General features: G+C 68.9%; 19 protein-coding genes. 5 read left to right on the top strand and 14 right to left on the bottom strand.

What is annotated here, in order from left to right:
• Positions 1-136 precede the first annotated feature (136 nt).
• Entirely contained in the window at positions 137-718 is a 582-nt protein-coding gene (gene idi, locus IEY68_RS33510; RefSeq protein ID WP_229719195.1) for an isopentenyl-diphosphate Delta-isomerase, read from the top strand.
• Between the two features lie 378 nt (positions 719-1,096).
• Here idi and argH read toward each other — a convergent pair whose 3' ends face one another.
• Together argH and IEY68_RS33500 are read right to left on the bottom strand one after the other, a co-directional pair.
• Entirely contained in the window at positions 1,097-2,506 is a 1,410-nt protein-coding gene (gene argH / locus IEY68_RS33505) for an argininosuccinate lyase (protein ID WP_373293047.1), read from the bottom strand.
• Between the two features lie 279 nt (positions 2,507-2,785).
• Complete coding sequence (locus IEY68_RS33500) at positions 2,786-3,988, bottom strand: argininosuccinate synthase (protein WP_063000814.1); 1,203 nt, start codon at positions 3,986-3,988, stop codon at positions 2,786-2,788.
• 190 nt (positions 3,989-4,178) lie between these two features.
• Here IEY68_RS33500 and IEY68_RS33495 point away from each other — a divergent pair, with 190 nt between their 5' ends.
• Entirely contained in the window at positions 4,179-4,424 is a 246-nt protein-coding gene (locus tag IEY68_RS33495) for a hypothetical protein (protein ID WP_189094644.1), read from the top strand.
• Positions 4,425-5,050: 626 nt separating this feature from the next.
• On the opposite strand, the gene IEY68_RS33490 is transcribed toward IEY68_RS33495, so the two are convergent.
• Genes IEY68_RS33490 through argC form a run of 6 tightly spaced genes read right to left on the bottom strand, consistent with a single transcriptional unit; the run spans position 5,051 to position 10,904 of the window.
• Positions 5,051-5,560, bottom strand: coding sequence for an arginine repressor (locus tag IEY68_RS33490; RefSeq protein WP_063000816.1), 510 nt, complete (start codon positions 5,558-5,560; stop codon positions 5,051-5,053).
• Entirely contained in the window at positions 5,557-6,522 is a 966-nt protein-coding gene (gene argF / locus IEY68_RS33485) for an ornithine carbamoyltransferase (protein WP_063000818.1), read from the bottom strand. Before argF ends, IEY68_RS33490 begins: the two co-directional genes overlap by 4 nt.
• Positions 6,519-7,718 (bottom strand): acetylornithine transaminase, encoded by a 1,200-nt coding sequence (locus tag IEY68_RS33480; protein ID WP_063000820.1) that lies wholly within the window; start codon positions 7,716-7,718, stop codon positions 6,519-6,521. Before IEY68_RS33480 ends, argF begins: the two co-directional genes overlap by 4 nt.
• Positions 7,715-8,629, bottom strand: a complete 915-nt coding sequence (gene argB / locus IEY68_RS33475; RefSeq protein ID WP_063000822.1) for an acetylglutamate kinase — start codon at positions 8,627-8,629, stop codon at positions 7,715-7,717. Before argB ends, IEY68_RS33480 begins: the two co-directional genes overlap by 4 nt.
• On the bottom strand, positions 8,626-9,837 hold the full coding sequence (gene argJ / locus IEY68_RS33470) for a bifunctional glutamate N-acetyltransferase/amino-acid acetyltransferase ArgJ (protein WP_063000824.1): 1,212 nt from the start codon (positions 9,835-9,837) through the stop codon (positions 8,626-8,628). Before argJ ends, argB begins: the two co-directional genes overlap by 4 nt.
• Positions 9,834-10,904 (bottom strand): N-acetyl-gamma-glutamyl-phosphate reductase, encoded by a 1,071-nt coding sequence (gene argC, locus IEY68_RS33465; RefSeq protein ID WP_063000855.1) that lies wholly within the window; start codon positions 10,902-10,904, stop codon positions 9,834-9,836. Before argC ends, argJ begins: the two co-directional genes overlap by 4 nt.
• 685 nt (positions 10,905-11,589) lie before the next feature.
• Here argC and IEY68_RS33460 point away from each other — a divergent pair.
• Positions 11,590-12,390: a crotonase/enoyl-CoA hydratase family protein gene (locus tag IEY68_RS33460; RefSeq protein ID WP_063000857.1), complete on the top strand. Its 801-nt coding sequence runs from the start codon at positions 11,590-11,592 to the stop codon at positions 12,388-12,390.
• Between the two features lie 53 nt (positions 12,391-12,443).
• Here the strand turns inward: IEY68_RS33460 and IEY68_RS33455 are convergent, their stop codons facing one another.
• The gene (locus tag IEY68_RS33455; RefSeq protein ID WP_189094637.1) at positions 12,444-13,073 is read right to left on the bottom strand and encodes a helix-turn-helix domain-containing protein; all 630 of its coding nucleotides are present in this window, start codon (positions 13,071-13,073) and stop codon (positions 12,444-12,446) included.
• A 16-nt stretch (positions 13,074-13,089) separates the two neighbouring features.
• On the opposite strand from IEY68_RS33455, the gene IEY68_RS33450 reads away from it, so the two are divergent.
• Positions 13,090-13,764: an AzlC family ABC transporter permease gene (locus IEY68_RS33450; protein WP_063000826.1), complete on the top strand. Its 675-nt coding sequence runs from the start codon at positions 13,090-13,092 to the stop codon at positions 13,762-13,764.
• Positions 13,761-14,084, top strand: a complete 324-nt coding sequence (locus tag IEY68_RS33445; RefSeq protein WP_063000828.1) for an AzlD domain-containing protein — start codon at positions 13,761-13,763, stop codon at positions 14,082-14,084. The genes IEY68_RS33450 and IEY68_RS33445 overlap by 4 nt, the downstream gene beginning before the upstream one ends.
• Before the next feature lie 31 nt (positions 14,085-14,115).
• On the opposite strand, the gene IEY68_RS33440 is transcribed toward IEY68_RS33445, so the two are convergent.
• The 5 genes from IEY68_RS33440 to IEY68_RS33425 form a co-directional block, all read right to left on the bottom strand.
• Entirely contained in the window at positions 14,116-14,607 is a 492-nt protein-coding gene (locus tag IEY68_RS33440) for a pyridoxamine 5'-phosphate oxidase family protein (RefSeq protein WP_063000830.1), read from the bottom strand.
• 19 nt (positions 14,608-14,626) lie between these two features.
• Positions 14,627-17,428 carry a phosphoenolpyruvate carboxylase gene (gene ppc, locus IEY68_RS33435; protein WP_063000832.1) on the bottom strand — a complete coding sequence of 934 codons (2,802 nt, stop codon included), beginning with the start codon at positions 17,426-17,428 and terminating at the stop codon, positions 14,627-14,629.
• Positions 17,343-17,822 (bottom strand): VOC family protein, encoded by a 480-nt coding sequence (locus IEY68_RS37260; RefSeq protein WP_373293046.1) that lies wholly within the window; start codon positions 17,820-17,822, stop codon positions 17,343-17,345. Before IEY68_RS37260 ends, ppc begins: the two co-directional genes overlap by 86 nt.
• Positions 17,768-18,448: a hypothetical protein gene (locus IEY68_RS33430; RefSeq protein ID WP_063000834.1), complete on the bottom strand. Its 681-nt coding sequence runs from the start codon at positions 18,446-18,448 to the stop codon at positions 17,768-17,770. Before IEY68_RS33430 ends, IEY68_RS37260 begins: the two co-directional genes overlap by 55 nt.
• A gap of 109 nt (positions 18,449-18,557) precedes the next feature.
• Positions 18,558-19,130: a GNAT family N-acetyltransferase gene (locus tag IEY68_RS33425; RefSeq protein WP_063000836.1), complete on the bottom strand. Its 573-nt coding sequence runs from the start codon at positions 19,128-19,130 to the stop codon at positions 18,558-18,560.
• Positions 19,131-19,166 lie beyond the last annotated feature (36 nt).

Raw genomic sequence — 19,166 nt, 5'->3', positions numbered from 1 at the left:
CATACCTCACAAACCCTGCGGTATGCACCAAAGCCTGCCATATCGCACCCGGCACCCGTCGGTTCCGTTGTGACATCTACATCATGTACCCGTCACCTCGACGGAACCTCGTGCTCGCGCCGATAGGCTGAGGATCGTGACCGATCCGACCCTCCCACCGGCCCACCCGGCCGCGGCCGTCGACCGGGAAACGCTGCCCGTCGAGCTCGTGGATTCCGCCGGCAACACGGTCGGCTCGTGCCCGGTCGCCGAAGCCCACCGCGCCCCCGGCCTACCGCACCGGGCGTTCTCGGTACTCATCTTCGACACGGCGGGCCGGACGCTGCTCCAGCAGCGCGCGCCCGGCAAGACGCGGTTCCCGGCACGCTGGTCGAATACCTGCTGCGGCCATCCCGCGCCGGGCATTGCTGTGGCCGAAGCGGCCGGGATACGGCTGTCCGAAGAGATGGGGCTGCGGGTTCCGCTGACCGAGGTCGGCGTCTACAGCTATCGGGCGGGCGACCCGCGCACCGGTTTCGTCGAGGACGAATGGGACCACGTGCTGGTGGGTCTCCTCGACGGGTCACGGCCCGATCCGGATCCGGCCGAGGTCGCCGACTACCGCTGGGTGCGCCCGGAGGAGTTGCGCGACCGGCTGCGGGAAGACCCCGACGATTTCAGCCCCTGGCTGGCGGGGGTTCTGGAAATTGCCGCAGCGGCGCCCCCGGTGCGCGCCTGAGCACAGGCGCAGACACCGCACAGCCGGGCCCGGCGTAAGAGCGATACGAGCAGCTACCGGGCCATAGGACCTCGTACGCTCCTTGTCGTCTTCGGGTGTCTCGATCTCAGATCGACGAGGCAGATCAATGTTTAGATGCGCATATCTAGGTAGTTACACATATGACGATGCTATGGTGTCTGCCCAGCAGTCGCGCGCGTCGCGGCCTCCGACCACATCGCGCCGGATCGAGTGTCGTAGCGAGACTCGGCGGGCAGGCCGTGCCGCTCAGGCGGAAGACGGCGGCGTATCTCCGCCGGCCCGCACCCCGCCTCGGGCTACCGAGTCCGGACACAGCCGGACGCGGTCGCTCCGAAAATCACCCGTTCGGACGCCTACTCAGCCGAGCCAGCTGCGGATACCGTCCACCGCGGCACGGATCTCACCGAGCTGCTCGGCCACCCGCTCCCCCGCCGTGCCGCCGCGGGCATTGCGCGACGCGACCGAACCGGCCACTGTGAGCACCTCGCGCACCTGCGGGGTGAGCGCCGGATCGATCGCCGCGAATTCCTCATCGGTCAGATCGGCCAGCCCGACACCCCGCGCCTCGGCCGTACGCACACACGCACCGGCCGCCTCGTGCGCGACCCGGAACGGCACTCCGCTGCGGACCATCCATTCGGCGATATCGGTCGCCAGGGTGAAACCGGCGGGAGCGAGTTCGGCCATCCGGGCGGTATGGAAGGTGAGCGTGGAGACCAGTCCGGCGATGGCGGGCAGCAGCAGTTCCAGCTGAGCCACCGAATCGAACAGCGGTTCCTTGTCCTCCTGCAGATCCCGGTTGTAGGCCAGCGGCTGGGCCTTCAGGGTGGCGAGGAGCCCGGTGAGATTGCCGATCAGCCGGCCCGCCTTACCGCGGGTGAGCTCGGAGACATCCGGGTTCTTCTTCTGCGGCATGATCGACGAGCCGGTCGACCAGGCATCGGCCAGGGTGATATAGCCGAATTCCGGCGTGCTCCAGAGAATGACCTCCTCGGCCATGCGGCTGAGGTCCACCCCGATCATCGCCAGTACGAACGCGGCCTCGGCCGCGAAATCGCGCGCGGAGGTGGCATCGATGGAATTGGCGGCGGCGGCCGTGAAATCCAGTTCGGCCGCGATGGCCTCCGGGTCCAGGCCGAGCGAGGATCCGGCAAGCGCCCCGGAACCGTACGGCGAGACGGCGGCCCGCTTGTCGAAATCGCGCAGCCGGTCGATATCGCGCAGCAGTGGGTGAGCATGTGCCAGCAGATGATGGGCCAGCAGAACCGGCTGGGCGGCCTGCAGATGGGTTTTGCCGGGCATCACCGCGTCGGGGTGCGCCGCGGCCTGATCGGTGAGCGCGTCCACGACCGCCACCAGCCCGGCGGCGATCCGCCCCACGGCATCGCGCAGCCACATCCGGAACAGTGTGGCCACCTGGTCGTTGCGCGAACGTCCGGCGCGCAGCCGCCCGCCGAGCTCCGGGCCGACCCGGTCGATGAGGCCGCGTTCGAGCGCGCCGTGCACATCCTCGTCCGATTCGGCGGGCGCGAACGTGCCGGATTCGACATCGGCGGCGAGCCGGTCCAGACCGGCGAGCATATCGACCAGATCGGCCTCCGACAGCAGCCCGGCCTTGTTCAGCACCCGGGCGTGCGCCTTGGAGGCGCGGATGTCGTAGGGCGCCAGCACCCAGTCGAACTGGGTCGATTTACTCAGCGCCGCCATCGCCTCGGCGGGGCCGGAAGCGAACCGCCCACCCCACAACGCGCCCTTGTTGGTGCCCACTACCTCTCCCACGTCTCGGTTGGCTGTTCGTCTTGTCGGCCCACGGTATTCGCCGGGTGAGCATCGGAACGCACCCACCCTTCCGACGCGTCCGCGGCTCCGGTTCGTGGTCGCCGAAAGGAGCGACGCCGGGTCGGGCGACCGGGCACTCCCGGCGACCCACTCGCGGCCGCGATCGTCGACCCCGTTCGGCTGCGAAGCGGCGCGGATGCCTCGGATCGGACTCGTTCGTCCGGTCGCGACCGGACGAACGACGCACCGTATCGCCCGGACTCCGCGTTACTTCTGGTTCAGATCCCGTTTGGCGGCGACCTTGGAGGACAAGCCGTGGATCTGCACGAAGCCCTTGGCCAGCGACTGGTCGAAGCTGTCGCCCTCGTCGTAGGTGGCCAGGTTGAAGTCGTAGAGCGACTGGTCGCTGCGGCGACCGTTGACCACGACGTTGCCTGCGTGCAACACCATCCGGATATCGCCGGACACATGCTGCTGGGTCTCGGCGACGAAGGCGTCCAGGGCCCGCTTCAGCGGCGAGAACCACAGGCCGTCGTAGGCCAGCTCGCCCCAGCGCTGTTCGACCTGCCGCTTGTAGCGGCCGAGTTCCCGCTCCAGGGTCACGCTCTCGAGCGCGCGATGCGCGGTGATCAGCGCGATGGCGCCGGGGGCCTCGTAGATCTCACGACTCTTGATACCGACGAGCCTGTCCTCGACCATGTCCAGGCGGCCGACGCCCTGGCGGCCCGCCCGGCTGTTCAGCTCGGTGATGGCCTCGAGCACGCTGACCTGACGGCCGTCGATGGCGACCGGAACACCCCGGTCGAAGGTGACGATCAGTTCGTCCGGCGCCTCGAAGTTGACGGTCGGGTCGGTGGTGTAGTCGTAGACGTCCTTGGTGGGGGCGTTCCAGAGGTCCTCGAGGAATCCGGTCTCGACCGCACGGCCCCAGACGTTCTGGTCGATGGAGAAGGGCGACTTCTTGGTGACGTTGATCGGGAGCTTGTTCTCCTCGGCGAAAGCGATGGCCTTCTCCCGGGTCCAGGCGTAGTCGCGAACCGGGGCGATCACATTCAGATCAGGAGCCAGCGCGCCGATGCCGACCTCGAAGCGGACCTGGTCGTTGCCTTTGCCGGTGCAGCCGTGCGCGACTGTATCGGCACCGTGGAATTTGGCGGCCTCCACCAGATGCTTGACGATGAGCGGGCGGCTGATGGCCGAGACCAGCGGGTACTCGCTCTGGTAGAGCGCGTTGGCCTGGATGGTGGGCAGGCAGTATTCGTCGGCGAACTCGTCACGGGCATCCACTACGACCGCTTCGACGGCGCCGCAGTCGAGGGCGCGCTGACGCACGACGTTCATATCCTCGCCACCCTGCCCCAGATCGATGGCCACGGCCACGACCTCGGCGCCGGTCTCCTTGCCGATCCAGCTGATGGCCACGGAGGTGTCCAGCCCACCGGAGTAGGCGAGTACGACGCGATCGGACATGTTCTGGTGCTCCTCGGATGCTTTCGGTGGTGCGGATGGTCTGCGTGCGCGGGCCCGCCGGCCTCCCAGCAGTATGCTGGCCCGTTGCCGGATCGGCTCGCGCCGCCGCTACAAATGATTATGCACGATGGTGCAATCTCATTCATAATCGGGGTGGAAGTGCCCACTACCAGGCCCGATACGGGCAAGAGTGAAGGTTGCGATCGATCGCCGACCCTTTCCCACCCCTGCGCGGTATGAGACGCTGATCACACCGATCGGCGCTCGACCGGCAAAGGAGGACGGAATCATGCAGACGTTGCAGCAGTGGGCGCAGGACAATTACGAGACGATCGGTTTCTTCGTCGTCAACCTCGGCAATGCCGCCCTGACCATTGGCAAATGGGGCATCGAGATGGCAACACCGCTCCTACAGGATCTGGTGAACAACCACTGAGCCGCGGCGACCGGAGCCGGTAGCGCGACCGCGTCCGAACCGGCACACCGAGGCGCCCTGCGGGCACGGACCTACCGGTGCCCGGCGACCGGCCGGATCCCACGGACAGCTTGTCGAGCGATCGCCGGCCTCATCGGTATCGACACTACGAACCGTCCCGATCCCGGGCCGCTTTCACCGGCCCTACGCTCCCGGCAGCCCGTCGTATTGTGACCGGGTCGCGGCCGGTGGACGCAGGCTCGGCGCTGCCCCGGACACCTGCGGTCCTGTGCCGCGAAGTGCGGTAGCGTCACGGCATTCCGATGAGCGTGGAGGGAGCAGCGGTGCTGGGGGTGGGCGCGACCTTCGCCGGATATCGAGTCGAAGGAGTGCTGGGCCGGGGCGGTATGGGGACGGTGTACCTCGCCCGCCATCCGCGACTGCCCCGCCGTGTCGCGCTGAAACTGCTGAACCGAGAGGTGAGTACCGATGCCGAACTCGCCCGGCGGTTCGAGCTGGAAGCCGATGTGGTCGGGCCGGTGGACCCCGGTATTGATCGGCCGCTTCGGGCCGCACCGAACCCGCTACCGGGTCGAGCCGGGCCAGCGCCGGTTCGGCCACACCGCCGTCGTGCCACACCGCGCGCGTCAGGCCAGGTTTTCGATCTGCGCTGCCAGCTCGGCGCCGGTGAGGGGTTCGCGCGCGATCACCGCGATGGTGTCGTCACCGGCGATCGTGCCGACTATGTAGGGCAGCGACGCCCGATCCAGTGCGCTGGCCAGGAAGTGCGCGGCGCCGGGCGGTGTCCGCAGCACCGCGATGTTCCCGCTGGAATCGGTGGAGACCAGCAGATCACCGAGCAGTTTCGCCAGCCGGCCGGTGCCGCCGGTGACCCCGCGCACCGGACTGCCGTCCTCCGGCACCACGTAGACGCCCGCCCCGCCGTCGGCGGCGCGCAGTTTCACCGCGCCCAGTTCGTCCAGATCGCGGGACAGCGTCGCCTGGGTGGTCTCGATTCCCTCCGCGGCAAGCAGGGCGGCGAGCTCGGTCTGGCTGCGCACCGGATGCGCGGCCAGCAGCGCGATGATCCGCGACTGCCGGCCGGCACGGGTGGGGGCGGTGACCGGTCCCGCCGGGTGTATCCGGGTCTCGCTCATCGTCGCCGCGCGTCCTTGCGTGCCAGCAGCCACACCAGTAGCGCCTTCTGCACGTGCAGCCGGTTCTCCGCCTCGGCCCAGACCACGCTCTGCGGTCCGTCGAGTACCTCGTCGGTGATCTCCTCGCCGCGATGCGCGGGCAGGCAGTGCAGCACTATCGCATCGGTACCGGCTCCGGACAGCAGCTCGGTGTTCACCTGGTACGGCCGGAACGGACCGACCCGGTCCAGGCCGTCGCTCTCCTGGCCCATGGAGGTCCAGGTGTCGGTGACCAGCACATCGGCACCGACGGCCGCGACCACCGGATCCTCGGTGACGAGGATACTGCCCCCGGTTTCGGCGGCCCGGGCCTCGGCGGCTTCGAGCACGGTCGGCGCCGGGAGGAAACCGGCGGGAGCGGCGATCCGGATATGCAGTCCGGCGGTGACGCCGCCGAGCAGCAGCGAATGGGACATATTGTTGGCGCCGTCACCGAAGTAGGCCAGGCGCAGTCCGCGCAGCCCGCCCTTGTGCTCGGTGATGGTGAGCAGATCGGCCAGCACCTGACAGGGGTGGAATTCGTCGGACAGCGCGTTCACCACCGGAACCGTGGCGGTGGAGGCCATCTCCTCCAGACGCTCCTGACCGAAGGTCCGCCATACCACGGCCTCGACATAGCGCGACAGGACCCGTCCGGTATCGGCGAGGGTCTCGTCGCGACCCAGCTGGGTCGTCTGCCCGTCCACCACCACCGCGTGCCCGCCGAGCTGGGCGATACCCAGTTCGAAGGAGAACCGGGTGCGCGTGGAGTTCTTGTCGAAGATGACCCCCACACCGCGCGGTCCCTCCAGGGGCCGGTGCGCGAACGGGCTCTTCTTCAGTTCGGCGGCAAGAGCCAGCACTTCGGCCTGTTCGGCGGGTGTCAGGTCGTCGTCACGCAGGAAATGGCGGACAGCGGTGGCCGATGGTAGGGAGGCGGTCATCGGCGGAATCCTTTCGTTTCGGCCAGGACATCGTCGAGGATGCCCGGAAGATCCAGGACCAGGTTGTCGGCCTGCGTTTCGGTGAGCACCAGTGGGGGCGCCAACCGGATCACATCGGGTTTGGCGGGGTTCACCAGATAGCCCGCGGCACGCGCCCGGGCTTCCACCCGGGGGGCCACCGGTTCGGTGAGGCCGATCCCGATCAGCAGTCCGGCCCCGCGCACATCCGCGATCAGTGGATGCTCGAGCACCGCGATCCCATCGCTGAGCCGTTTACCCACCGATTCGACGTGCTCGAGCAGGCCGTCGTCCTCGAGTGTGCGCAGCACGGCGAGCGCCGCGGCCGCGCAGACCGGATTACCGCCGAAGGTGGTGCCGTGCAACCCGGGGGTGAACAGTTCGGCCGCCGGTCCGGTCGCCAGTACCGCGCCGATCGGCAGACCGGCACCCAGACCCTTGGCGAGCGTGATGACATCGGGAGTGATGCCGAAGGATTGGTGGGCGAACATCTTGCCGGTGCGGCCGATCCCGGTCTGCACTTCGTCCAGTATCAGCAGGGCGCCCGCTCGTGCGGTGATCTCGCGGGCCCGGACCAGATAGTCCATCGGCGGGACCACGACACCGCTCTCACCGAGCATCGGCTCCAGGAAGACCGCGGCGGTATCGGCATCGACCGCGCGCTCGAGGATCCGGGTATCGCCGTAGGGGATGTGCACCACACCGGGCGGCATAGGTTCGAACGGCGCGCGCTTGGACGGCTGACCGGTGAGCGCGAGGGCGCCCATGGTGCGGCCGTGGAATGCCTCGTCGCAGGCGATGATCTTGCGCCGGCCGGTGAGCCGGGCCATTTTGAAAGCGGCCTCGTTGGCCTCGGTACCGGAGTTGCAGAAGAACGCCCGGCCGTCACCGTCACCGAAATGCCCGAGCAGCCGCTCGGCCAGCTCGATCACCGGTTCGCTGCCGTACAGATTCGAGACGTGACCGAGTGTGCCGAGCTGGTCCATCACCGCGCTCAGAATCGCCTGATGCGCGTGGCCGAGACTGTTGACCGCGATCCCGCCCACGAAATCGATGTAGCGGTCGCCGTCCGCGTCGTACACCACCGCGCCGGTCCCCCGGGTCAGCACGACCTCTGGGGTGGCGTAGTTGCGCATCATCACGTTCGACCAACGTTGCCGCAGTTCCGCAGTGTTCATGCTCTGACTCCGTTTTCCTCGTTCGTCGGCAGTGTGACCATGGTCCCGATACCCTCCCCGGTGAAGAGTTCCAGCAGTACCGAATGCGGTACCCGACCGTCGATGACGTGCGCACCCGATACCCCGCCCCGGACGGCGCGCAGACACGCCTCCATTTTGGGCACCATCCCCGAATCCAGCGACGGCAGCAGCTCGGCCAGCGCGTCGGTGTCGATCACACTGGTCAGCGACGACCGATCGGGCCAATCGGTGTACAGGCCCTCGACGTCGGTGAGCACCACCAGTTTCTCGGCTCCGATACCCTCGGCCAGCGCGGCGGCCGCGGTATCGGCGTTGATGTTGTGCACCACGCCGTCGGCGTCGGGCGCGATGGTGGAGACCACCGGGATCCGGCCCGCGCGAATGAGGTCGAGCACCGAATCCGGGTGCACGTCGGTGACATCGCCGACCAGCCCGATATCGGTGGCCTCGCCGTCCACGAAGACGGTGCGGCGGGTCGCGGTGAACAGCCGGGCGTCCTCACCGGAGATCCCGACAGCGAACGGTCCGTGCGCGTTGATCAGCCCGACCAGTTCCCGGCCGACCTGGCCGAACAGCACCATCCGCACCACATCCATGACTTCCGGTGTGGTGACCCGGAATCCGCCGCGGAACTCCCCCGACATGCCGAGGCGCCGCAGCATGGCCGAGATCTGCGGACCACCGCCGTGCACCACCACCGGGTGCACGCCGACGGTGCGCAGGAAGGCCATATCGGCGGCGAACGCCCGTTTGAGCCCGTCGTCGATCATGGCGTTCCCGCCGTATTTGACGACCACTATCTTGTCGCGGAATTTCTGCAGCCAGGGCAGGGCACCGGCGAGGATATGCGCTTTGTCCAGCGCGGACAGTTCGTGCAGCGCTTCGGTCATGAGCTGTAGGCCGAGTTCTCTTCGACGTAACCGTGAGACAGATCGGTGGTACGGACAGTGGCGGTTCCGTCGCCGAGCCGCAGGTCGACGAGAACATGGACATCGGCGCCGGACAGGTCGACCTCACGCGCACCGGGCGCGCCGGTGCCGTCGACGCAGACCGGGAAACCGTTGAACGATACCGAGATCAGGTCCGGGTCCAGATCGACCGGAGCGGCACCGACCGCGGCCAGTACCCGGCCCCAGTTCGGGTCGGAACCGAACATGGCGGTTTTGACCAGGCTGTCCCGCGCGATGACCCGGGCCGCGGTGAGCGCGTCCGCCTCGCCGCGCGCTCCTTCGACCGTCACTATGACCCGCTTGGTGACGCCTTCGGCGTCCGCCATCAGCTGACCGGCCAGATCGTCGCAGACCGCGAATACGGCCGCGTCCAGGTCCTCCTGGCTCGGCGCGACCTCGCTGGCGCCGTTGGCCAGCAGCAGCACCGTGTCGTTGGTGGACATCGATCCGTCCACGTCGAGCCGGTCGAAGGTGAGCCGGGTGGCTCGCCGCAGGGCGGTGTCGAGTTGTTCGGCACTCGCGACGGCATCGGTGGTCAGCACGACCAGCATGGTCGCCAGCGACGGGGCCAGCATGCCCGCGCCCTTCGCCATACCACCGATATTCCACTTGTCCGGATGATGCAGGGACGCCTCTTTCGGCACCGTATCGGTGGTCATGATGGCGTGCGCGGCGTCGGTGCCGCCGGACATCCCGCCGCCCATCTCGTGCACGATCTCGGTGACAGCGGGCAGCAGTTTGTCCATCGGCAGCCGGTCACCGATCAGGCCGGTGGAACAGACCGCGATCTCCCCGGCTCCGGTTTCGGTACCCCAGTCGCTCAGCGCCGTGGCGAGTTCCTCGGCGGTGCGATGGGTGTCCTGGAAGCCCAGCGGCCCGGTGCAGGCATTGGCTCCGCCGGAATTCAGGATCACCGCGCGCAGCCGTCCGGCTTTGAGTACCTGCTGCGACCACAGCACCGGCGCGGCCTTCACTTTGTTGCCGGTGAACACACCCGCCGCGGCGTAGTCGGGGCCCTCGTTGAAGACGAGCGCGAGATCGGGGCCGCCCTTGGCCTTGATACCCGCGGCGATCCCGGCGGCCCGGAAGCCCAGCGGCGCGGTGACACCCTGGTTGTGCACGAGATTTCCGTTCTTGTCGGTGGTCACGGTGCCACTCCTACGGTGGACAGCCCGGCGGTCTCGTCGAAGCCGAGCGCGAGGTTCATGGACTGCACCGCGCCGCCCGCGGTGCCCTTGGTCAGATTGTCGATCGCGCCGATCACCACGAGCAGGCCCGCGTCGATATCGACGGCGACCTGCAGTGTGACGGCGTTGGCGCCCAGCACCGAACCGGTCTGGGGCAGGACGCCCTCGGGCAGCAGGTGTACGAACGGCTCGTCCGCGTAGGCCTTCTCGTAGACGGCGCGCGCCTCGGCCGCGTCCACCCGCACCGGCGCGGTGCAGGTCGCGAGAATTCCGCGCGGCATCGGCGCGAGCACAGGGGTGAACGATACCCGGACCGGCGCGCCCGCGACCGTCGATAAGTTCTGCGCGATCTCCGGCGTGTGCCGGTGCGCGCCGGCGACCCCGTAGGCCCGCGCGGACCCCATGACCTCGGAGCCGAGCAGACTCACATCGAGTTTGCGGCCCGCACCGGAGGTACCGCTGACCGCGACCACATTTACCGCCGGTTCGACGATGCCCGCCGCGACCGCGGGAGCCAGGGCCAGACTGCTGACAGTCGGATAGCAACCCGGAACCGCGATGCGGGTGGCACCCCGCAACGTGTCCCGCGCACCGGGCAGCTCCGGCAGTCCGTAGGGCCAGCTGCCCGCGTGCGGGCCGCCGTAGTACCGGTCCCAGGCGGCGGGGTCGGTGAGCCGGAAATCGGCACCACAGTCGATGATCACTGTTGTCGCCGGTAGTTCGGCCGCCAGCGCCGCCGACTGGCCGTGCGGCAGGCCGAGAAAGATGATGTCGTGCCCGGCCAGTTCATCGGCCGTGGTCGGGGCGAGGATCCGGTCCGCCAGCGGCAGCAGCTGCGGTTGCAGCGCGCCCAGGGCGGTGCCCGCGTTGGTACCGGCGGTCAGCGCCCCGATCTCGAGGCGCCCGGCTCGGTACTCCGGATGCCCCAGCAACAGGCGCAGTACTTCCCCGCCCGCGTAACCACTGGCACCGGCGACGGCCACGCGCAGGGGTCCGTTCCGGTCGGGCATATCCGTGAGATCAGCCATGTGATGATTATGCACGACCATGCAAGCTCATTCACAAACCGGTCCGGGCACGCTATTCGTGAGCCGTCACCGCCCCGGCCGAAGTGCCCGGCCGAGCCCTGAGCCCCGGCGGGTTACCGGACCGGCGATAACCAGGTCCGCGCGGCGGTCACCAAGGCGCCGACTCCGATCGACAGGGTCGGTTCCAGGACGGGGGCACAGCGGGATCGATTCGAATGCCCATTCTCCCACGCAGCCGGCCCTCGGAGCCTTGCTCGCCCACCCGGTCGGCGCGCCCGTGCCTCTCGACGGAACGCCCGCCATGATCGGCTACCATTAGAACATGTGTTCGAACGACAGGCTCAGGGCCCAGATAGGCGCCCTCGAACAGGCGGTCGACACCCTGCTCACCTGCGACCTCACCGCCGCCCCCGAGACCGAACTCGCCGAATCGCTGTCCAGGCTGGAATCACGAACACGCAACCTGATGGGGCTCACCGTCCGGATGACGGACGAACGCTCGCGCCGCGGCGGCAGTGCCGGACCACATACCGCTCCGCGAACCGCCGCGACCACCACCGAATCCGCGACCGGGCGCACCACCGCGACCGGTCCGTGCGCGGCGAACCGCACCTCGCGCTCGCTCGAACCGAACCGATCGGGCATTGTTTCCGGTGACCGCAGCACCGTGGCCCGAGGAGTAATCGTGACCGCACCCGTGCGCGTGGAGCGCACCGGCGACGTCGTCGTCTGGACCATCGACAATCCCGAGCAGCGCAACCCGATCTCCGACGAGGCGACGATCGAGGCGCTGGAGACCGCGGTGCGCGAGGCCGACCGCGATCATTCGATCCGGGTGGCCATCCTCACCGGCGCGGGCACGGCGTTCAGCGCCGGCGGCAATGTCAAACACATGCGGGACAAGGCCGGTATGTTCGGCGGCTCCCCGGCCGATCTGCGCCAGGGCTACCGGCACGGTATCCAGCGCATCCCCAAGGCGCTCTACCACTGCGAGATTCCCACCATCGCGGCGGTGAACGGCCCGGCGATCGGCGCCGGCTGCGATCTGGCCCTGATGTGCGATATGCGGATCGCCGCGACCACCGCGACCTTCGCCGAGAGTTTCGTCCGCCTCGGCCTGATCCCGGGCGACGGGGGCGCCTGGTTGCTGCCACGGGCGGTCGGTATGGCCCGCGCCAGCCAGCTCGCCTTCACCGGCTCGGCCATCGACGCCGCCACCGCGCTCGAATGGGGCATGGTCAACGAGGTGGTCGAACCGGATCGGCTGCTCGAGACCGCCCACCGCCTCGCCGCGGAGATCGCGGTCAATCCACCGCACGCATTGCGGATGACCAAACGCCTGCTGCGCGAGGGACAGCAGCAGAGCCTGGAAACCCTGCTCGAGCTCTCCGCCGCGATGCAGGCCCTCACCCATCACACCAGCGATCACGACGAGGCGGTCGCGGCCATGCTGGAGCGGCGCGCACCCCGTTTCACCGGGGACTGATCCGCAGTCCCGTCCCCCCGCGACCCCGCCCCCGTACGAGCACGCCCGCCCCGTCAGGCGTATTCGGAGATCAGGGTCGCCATCGTTGCCGGCACGAGCGCTTCGAAAATATGCGCCACGTCGGCGGGGTAGGCGATGTAATCACCGGGGCCGAGTTCCACCGGATCCGTCGCCGTCCCGACGAGCGCGCGCCCCGTCCCCAGCAGTACATGCTCGACCGCACCCGGCATATGCGGCTGCGAGGTTCGCCGACGCCCCGGTTCGGCGGCGACTCGGTAGATATCGCGGCGCACACCCGTGGGACTCACCGCCAGCAGGGTGGCCCGGTAATCGGCTTCGGCCGAGAACACCGCCGGGCCTTCCGCGGCCCGGATCACCCGGGTCCGCGGACGCGGCGGGTCCAGCAGCCGGGAGAACGGCATCTCCAGCGCGCCACACAACGCCCACAGGGTCTCCAGGCTGGGGTTTCCGGTCCCCGACTCGAGCTGCGAGAGGGTCGATTTCGCGATACCCGCCCGCCGGGCGACCTCCGTGAGCGACAGCTCCGCGCGCAGGCGTTCGCGACGCAGCGAGGCGGCGATCACCTGCTGCGGGGAGCGGTCCGGCCCCCCTTCGGGGCCACCCCGCCGAACCCCGTTCGGCACATCATCATCTTGTTCGATTTGACGAACAGTCGGTTCCATGTTCAACATAGTAGCTATGCGTTCGTTATGGCGAACAGTCGATCGGCCGGCCCGGTCCTTGATCCGAGCTCTCTGTATCGCGGTCGGCGTTGCCGGGATGTCCTATGGCGCCGCGGCCGTCGCCGCGGGACTGCCGCTGTGGTTCCCGGTCGCGCTCGGCATAGTGGTGCTGGCGGCGGGATCGGAATTCCTCTTCCTCGGAATCGTCGCCGCCGGCGGCAGCCCGGCCACCGCCCTGCTCGCGGGACTGCTGGTCAACGCACGCCATATCGGCTACGGGTTCTCGGTCGCCGATGTCCTCGGCACCGGGTGGCGGAGAATCCGCCACGCGCACCTGCTCAACGACGAAACCGTGGCCGTGGCGCTGTCGCAGCGCGCGACCGGGCACAGCCGGGCCGCCTACCTGGCCTGCGGGCTCGGGATCCTGGCCGCGTGGCCCAGCGGAACATTGCTGGGTGGCCTGCTCGGCAACTCGGTTCCCGACCCCGGCGCGCTCGGGCTGGACGCCGTCTTCCCGGCGGTCCTGCTCGCGCTGATCATGCCCGCGCTGAGTGAACCTCCGGTCCGGCGCGGGGCGGCGGCCGGGGCGATACTTGCGCTGCTCACGACTCCCCTGCTACCTCCCGGCCTGCCGATCCTGCTGGCCGGCGCGGGAGCGGCCCTCACGATTCCGCGACGGAGGCACCGATGAACAACCTCGGGTACCTGGTCGGTGCCGCCGCGATGCTGGCCGCCGGGACTTTCGCCTTCCGGCTCGCCGGACCCGCTCTGGGGTCGCGGATCTCCGTATCCGACCGGTCGGCGCAACTACTCGAGAACGCGTCCGTTGTCGTGCTCGCGGCTCTGGTCCTCACCACCAGCCTGACCGAGGACGCCGGCCCGGCCGGAATCGCCCGCCCGGCCGGGGTCCTGCTCGCCGCTGTTCTCCTGCGGTTCCGGGCACCGCTACCGCTCGTACTCGTGGCCGCGGCCGCGACGACTGCCGCGCTGCGCCTGTCGGGCGTCCCCTGAACACCCGGCCGGAACGACCCCCGACACCCGCCTATCGTTTCTCGACCACCCGCTCGCCCTCACCCGGCTTCCAGATGGTGACCTTCAGCAGGTCGTCACCGACCTCCACCGACGACGCCGAGATCAGATCGGCGACGAAGAAATGGTCGAACGGCTGGTTCCGCAGATCCAGGCCGCTGTCCTCGTACAGGTACTCGGCGAAACGCGCGTGCAGCGCGGTATCCGGATCGTCGACCACCACGCCGAAGAGTTTCGCGTCGCCCTCGGACACCATCGTGTCCTCGGTGGCGGTGTGCAGGCAGAAGCGGGGATCGCGGATCAGATCCCGGAACTTGGTGGTGCCGGGCATCCCGACGATCACCAGTCGCTCTTCGAAGATCAGCGGTTCCACCGGGCTGATCCGGGGGAATCCGTCCGAACGCAGGGTGGCGAGCATGCACAGATTGCTGGTCGCAGTGTGGCGACGACGGAAGATCTCGCTGATCCGCGGCGCCTCGGCGGTGAATTCGCTCCATGTCGTCATACACGCGACGGTACGACTTCTACCCCGAGTTGCGCAGTGCGGTGGCCAATCCGTTCATAGTGAGCAGGATGCCGCGTTTGACCAGTTCGGAATCGTCCCCGGCACGCAACCGGCGCAGGAGTTCGACCTGCATCTGGTTCAACGGTTCCAGGTACGGGAACCGGTTGCGAATGGATTCCGCCAGCGACGGATTGTCGGCCAGCAGATGGTCGTTGCCGGTGATGGCGGCGTGCACAGCCACGGTCCGGGCGTGCTCGCGCTCGATCATCGCGAAGATACGTTTCCGCAGATCGATATCGTCGACCAGTTCGGCGTAGCGGGCGGCGATATCGAGATCGCTCTTGGCCATCACCTGCGCGAGATTCGACAGGACGGTGCGGAAGAACGGCCACCGCCGGTACAGATCCGAGAGCCGGGCGAGCCGCTCCGGGTCGCCGTCGATCCATTCCTCGAGCGCGGTACCGGTGCCGTACCAGCCGGGCAGCATCACCCGGGCCTGGCTCCACGACATCACCCACGGGATCGCCCGCAGATCGGAGACCGAGTTGGTGGGTTTACGGGACGCGGGACGGCTGCCGATATTGAGATCGCCCACCTCGGCGACCGGGGTCGACTGCCGGAAGTACTCCACGAACCCGGGAGTTTCGTGCACCAGCTGGGAGTACGCGGCGCGGGCCCGGGCCGCCAGTTCGTCCATGAGCGCGTAGGACGGTTCGGCGTCGGCACCCAAGCCCTCGACATCCAGCAGTGTCGATTCGAGGGTGCCCGCGATGAGCGATTCGAGGTTGCGATGCGCCGAACCGCGTTCGGCGTATTTCGCCGCGATGACCTCGCCCTGTTCGGTGAGTCGTAACGCACCCCGCACAGCACCCGCGGGCTGGGCGAGGATCGCGTCGTAGCTGCGGCCCCCACCGCGCCCGACGGTACCGCCGCGACCGTGGAAGAGCCGCAGCCGGATCCCGTGTTCGCGCGCCAGTTCGACCAGATCGAGTTCGGCGCGGTACAGCGCCCAGTTCGCGGCCAGATAACCGCCGTCCTTGTTCGAATCGGAGTAGCCGAGCATCACCTCCTGACGCATACCGCGGGCGGCCACCAGTTCCCGGTACTCGGGCACCCGCAGGGCCGCCGCCAGTGTCGAGGCCCCGGCCGCGAGATCCTCGATGGTTTCGAACAGTGGGACGATCCCGGCCGGGCAGGAGGGCCCGCTGTCGGCGCCGCCCGGATCCAGCAGCCCGCCTTCTTTGAGCAACAGCGCCGCTTCGAGCAGATCGCTGACCGAAGTACACATCGAGATGATGTAGTTGGGCACCGCGTCCGGACCGAGCGCGGCCACCACGGCGGCGGCCGCGCGTACGATGCCCAGTTCCTCGGCGGCCTGTTCGCTGAGCCGCGCCCGCGGGCTCAGCAGGGGCCGACGGGTACGCAGTTCCCGGGTGAGCAGCTCGACCCGTTCGGGCTCGGGCAGGCTCGGGTAGTCCGGGTGCACTCCGGCCCAGGCCAGCAGTTCGGTGACGACCTGCTCATGGGTTTCGGAATTCTGGCGCATATCCAGGCCCTGCAGATGGAATCCGAAGGTTTCCACCGAATATCGCAGCGTGGCGAGAAGATCGTCGGCCAGCAGCGCGTCACCACCGGCCCTTAGTGAGGCGTCGACCGCGTCGAGGTCGTCGAGCAGGTCTTGGGGCGTCGGGTACGGAGTGCCCCCGTCCGGGTCACTCGCGCCGTAGGACTCGAACTCCCAGGGACCCGCCGCGGCCGGATCCAGCGCGGCGACGGCCTGCCGGGCCGTCTCGGTGAGCCGCACCCTGATGCCGTACAGCGCCCGCCGGTACGGTTCGTCGGCGTAGGTTCTCGGATCCGGGTAGCCGCGATCGGCGAGCGCGTCCAGCGCCGGAGTCACCGAAACCAGCCGCGCCGATAATGCCAGGGTCTTCTCCAGCTGCACCAGATCGCGCAGATAGCGCCCGAACGCCACCCCCGCGGCCTGGCTGGCAGCCGTCCGTACCACCTCCGCTGTCACATACGGGTTCCCGTCCCGGTCGCCGCCGATCCACGAACCGGGTCGCAGCAGGGGTTTCGGCAATAGCCGCTGCTCGGGCCAGCGCGACCCCAGCGCCGCGCGCACCCCGGCGTTGATCGCGGGTATGACATCGAGCAGCGTGAGTTCGTAGTACCGGAGTCCGACGGCTATCTCGTCCTGGATGCGCAGCCGCGACAGCCGGATCAAGGCCGTGCGCCAGAGGGTGAGCACCTGCCGCCGGATCTCGATCTCCAGAGTCTCCCGTTCGGCCTCGGGGGCGCGCAGCCGCTGCCGCATCAGTTCGGTGATACGACTCTGCGTATCGAACACCGTCCGACGCCGGGTCTCCGTGGGATGTGCCGTGATCACCGGCGACACCAGCGCGTCGGACAGCAGTTCGGCCACCCGCTCCCCCGGCACCGCCGCCGCGTCCAGCTTCCGGTAGGTAGCTGCCAGGGAAGAATCCTGCGGCGCCTCCCCTGCCGCCTCGTGAGCGGCGCGGCGGCGGTCGCGCTGGATGTCCTCGGCGAGATTGGCCAGCAGGACGAAATAGCTGAACGCCCGGATCAGTGGTAGCGCGACCGTGATGTCTACCCCGGTCAGCATCTCACCGACCGCACTGCGCTCCACCTCCTCGCGCCGGACCCGGAACGCCTCCACCCGCACCCGCTCGACGAGGTCGAAGACCTCCGGGCCCTCATGGTCGCGAATGGTGTCACCGAGTACGCCACCGAGGAACCGGATATCCTCGCGTAGCGGCTGGGTCGCGTCGTTTCCTGCAGCGGTCTGCGCATCGCCCATGATCAGACAGTATGGACGGCCACCGTGCCGGTAGCTGTGACGACGCACACGGGCCGGGCGAACCCGTATGCGCCGGACGCCGCGAACTTCCGCTATCAGCGCAGGTGACGCCCCTCGCGAGACCCTCAGCCCAGCGGCTGGGAGAAACGCAGGAAATTCCCCCCCCCCCCCCCGGATCGGCGAATCCGCAATCCCGCACGTCGTACACCTGGTCGATGGGCTCCTGAGTGACCCGCACCCCGGCGTCACGCAGCCGCGCGAAGGTCTCGTCGACCGATTCCGTGGTGCAGATGAGTGTGCCGTGCGCGCCCGTGACCGGCCGCCGTTCCGACTCGGCGATCAAGGCGCCGCGGCGGCTCCGCTGCCGGACGACCGCGACGGCTGCGACAGCCATATCGCCGTCGCGACCACGCCCGAGGTGAACACCAGTTCGGCGCAGTTGGTGAGCAGCATGGGTGGCATCGCGGCCGAGACCACCGTCATGATCACGGTGGTCACCGTCCACAGTCGATAGCCCCGGGCCCGCCACACCGCGACCGCCGCCACAAGGACCACCAGCACCGTCACGACCGGCGGCAGCACTCCGGCAGCCGACGCGTGCGCGGTCGTATAGCGCACGGTGCCGGCCCATTCCCGTGGCTCCAGCGTGAGCGGGGTCAGTTCACCGAGCACCCCCAGCACGATCACCGCCGCCGTCACCGCCCAGACCGCGGCCCGCACCCACCGGGCCCGGCACCAGCCGACCCCGGCCCGGACCGCGGCGGCGCACGCCCACGGCATCAGCAGTGGCGTGAGCACGATATGCGCCACGAAACGAGGTGCCGACCATCCCTCCAAGGTGGCGCCCGCACCGATCCAGCGGCCCGCCGCGAGCACCGCGTTGTCATAGGCCAACGCGGCGCACACCATCGCGGGCACGATCGGCAGCCCGTCGCCGGTCCGCCGGATTCGAAGGACGCACCGGGCCGCGAGGGCCAGTTGTCCGGCGGCGAGCACCGCGAAGAGTACGGAGGCGAGCATGGGCGTCCTTTCCGGCCGCCGTCACCGCGGCCGGTGGATCACGATACCGACGCCGGAGTCGAAGACCGAGGTCGTGACCACGTGGTTACGACCCAGCCGTGCCGAAGACTCAGCGGTGCCGACGACGACGACGGCCCCGGACCTCGACGGCCGCGCCGGGCGGCGTCGCCCCGCAGGGTCCCGCACCGACGCCCAGCACCTTCTCGAACCGAAAGAGCCGGGCGGCACCGGAAACCACCTCGGTGAACCCCGCCGCCGTGTAGAACGCCCGGGCCTCGGGCCGACGGTCTCCGGCGGTCGCGGATACCTGCCGATAGCCGAGCCGGATCATCTCCGCCTCCAGTTCGGCGAGCACCCGGGTCGCCAGTCCGCGCCGGCGATGCTCACGCGCGGTCCACACACGGTTCAGTTCGGCGGTCGTCGCATCGATACGACAGAAACCACCGCCCGCGACCGGGCCGCCGTGGTCCACCAGCACCAGCAGATCACCGTCGGGGGCGGCGAAATCGGCAGCCGGGCAGTCCCGGAGCCGCCGGTGGATCGCACCGGCGGTGCCGCCGTATCGGATGCTGTAGTCGATGGCGAGTTCCGCGAGCAGCGCGACGGCCAGCGGATGGTCCTGGTGCACGTGATACAACTGCGGGCCGCGGGCCCGCATATCGATCGCCGACGGTGTACCCATGCCGGTACCTCCATCACCCTCGGCCGTTGCGCCACA

Source organism: Nocardia jinanensis (genome assembly GCF_014645735.1).
Classification (GTDB): Bacteria; Actinomycetota; Actinomycetes; order Mycobacteriales; family Mycobacteriaceae; genus Nocardia; species Nocardia jinanensis.
Note: the sequence above shows the minus strand (reverse complement) of the source record. Positions and strands in the feature narration are given on the sequence as shown.

Coding starts and splice junctions, on each gene's coding strand:
- IEY68_RS33500 (WP_063000814.1), bottom strand. CDS start 3,988: ATGTCCGATCGCGTCGTACTCGCCTACTCCGGTGGGCTGGACACCTCC.
- IEY68_RS33490 (WP_063000816.1), bottom strand. CDS start 5,560: ATGAGCGAGACCCGGATACACCCGGCGGGACCGGTCACCGCCCCCACC.
- argF (WP_063000818.1), bottom strand. CDS start 6,522: ATGACCGCCTCCCTACCATCGGCCACCGCTGTCCGCCATTTCCTGCGT.
- IEY68_RS33480 (WP_063000820.1), bottom strand. CDS start 7,718: ATGAACACTGCGGAACTGCGGCAACGTTGGTCGAACGTGATGATGCGC.
- argB (WP_063000822.1), bottom strand. CDS start 8,629: ATGACCGAAGCGCTGCACGAACTGTCCGCGCTGGACAAAGCGCATATC.
- argC (WP_063000855.1), bottom strand. CDS start 10,904: ATGGCTGATCTCACGGATATGCCCGACCGGAACGGACCCCTGCGCGTG.
- IEY68_RS33455 (WP_189094637.1), bottom strand. CDS start 13,073: ATGGAACCGACTGTTCGTCAAATCGAACAAGATGATGATGTGCCGAAC.
- IEY68_RS33450 (WP_063000826.1), top strand. CDS start 13,090: ATGCGTTCGTTATGGCGAACAGTCGATCGGCCGGCCCGGTCCTTGATC.
- IEY68_RS33445 (WP_063000828.1), top strand. CDS start 13,761: ATGAACAACCTCGGGTACCTGGTCGGTGCCGCCGCGATGCTGGCCGCC.
- IEY68_RS33440 (WP_063000830.1), bottom strand. CDS start 14,607: ATGACGACATGGAGCGAATTCACCGCCGAGGCGCCGCGGATCAGCGAG.
- ppc (WP_063000832.1), bottom strand. CDS start 17,428: ATGGGCGATGCGCAGACCGCTGCAGGAAACGACGCGACCCAGCCGCTA.
- IEY68_RS37260 (WP_373293046.1), bottom strand. CDS start 17,822: ATGGCTGTCGCAGCCGTCGCGGTCGTCCGGCAGCGGAGCCGCCGCGGC.
- IEY68_RS33430 (WP_063000834.1), bottom strand. CDS start 18,448: ATGCTCGCCTCCGTACTCTTCGCGGTGCTCGCCGCCGGACAACTGGCC.
- IEY68_RS33425 (WP_063000836.1), bottom strand. CDS start 19,130: ATGGGTACACCGTCGGCGATCGATATGCGGGCCCGCGGCCCGCAGTTG.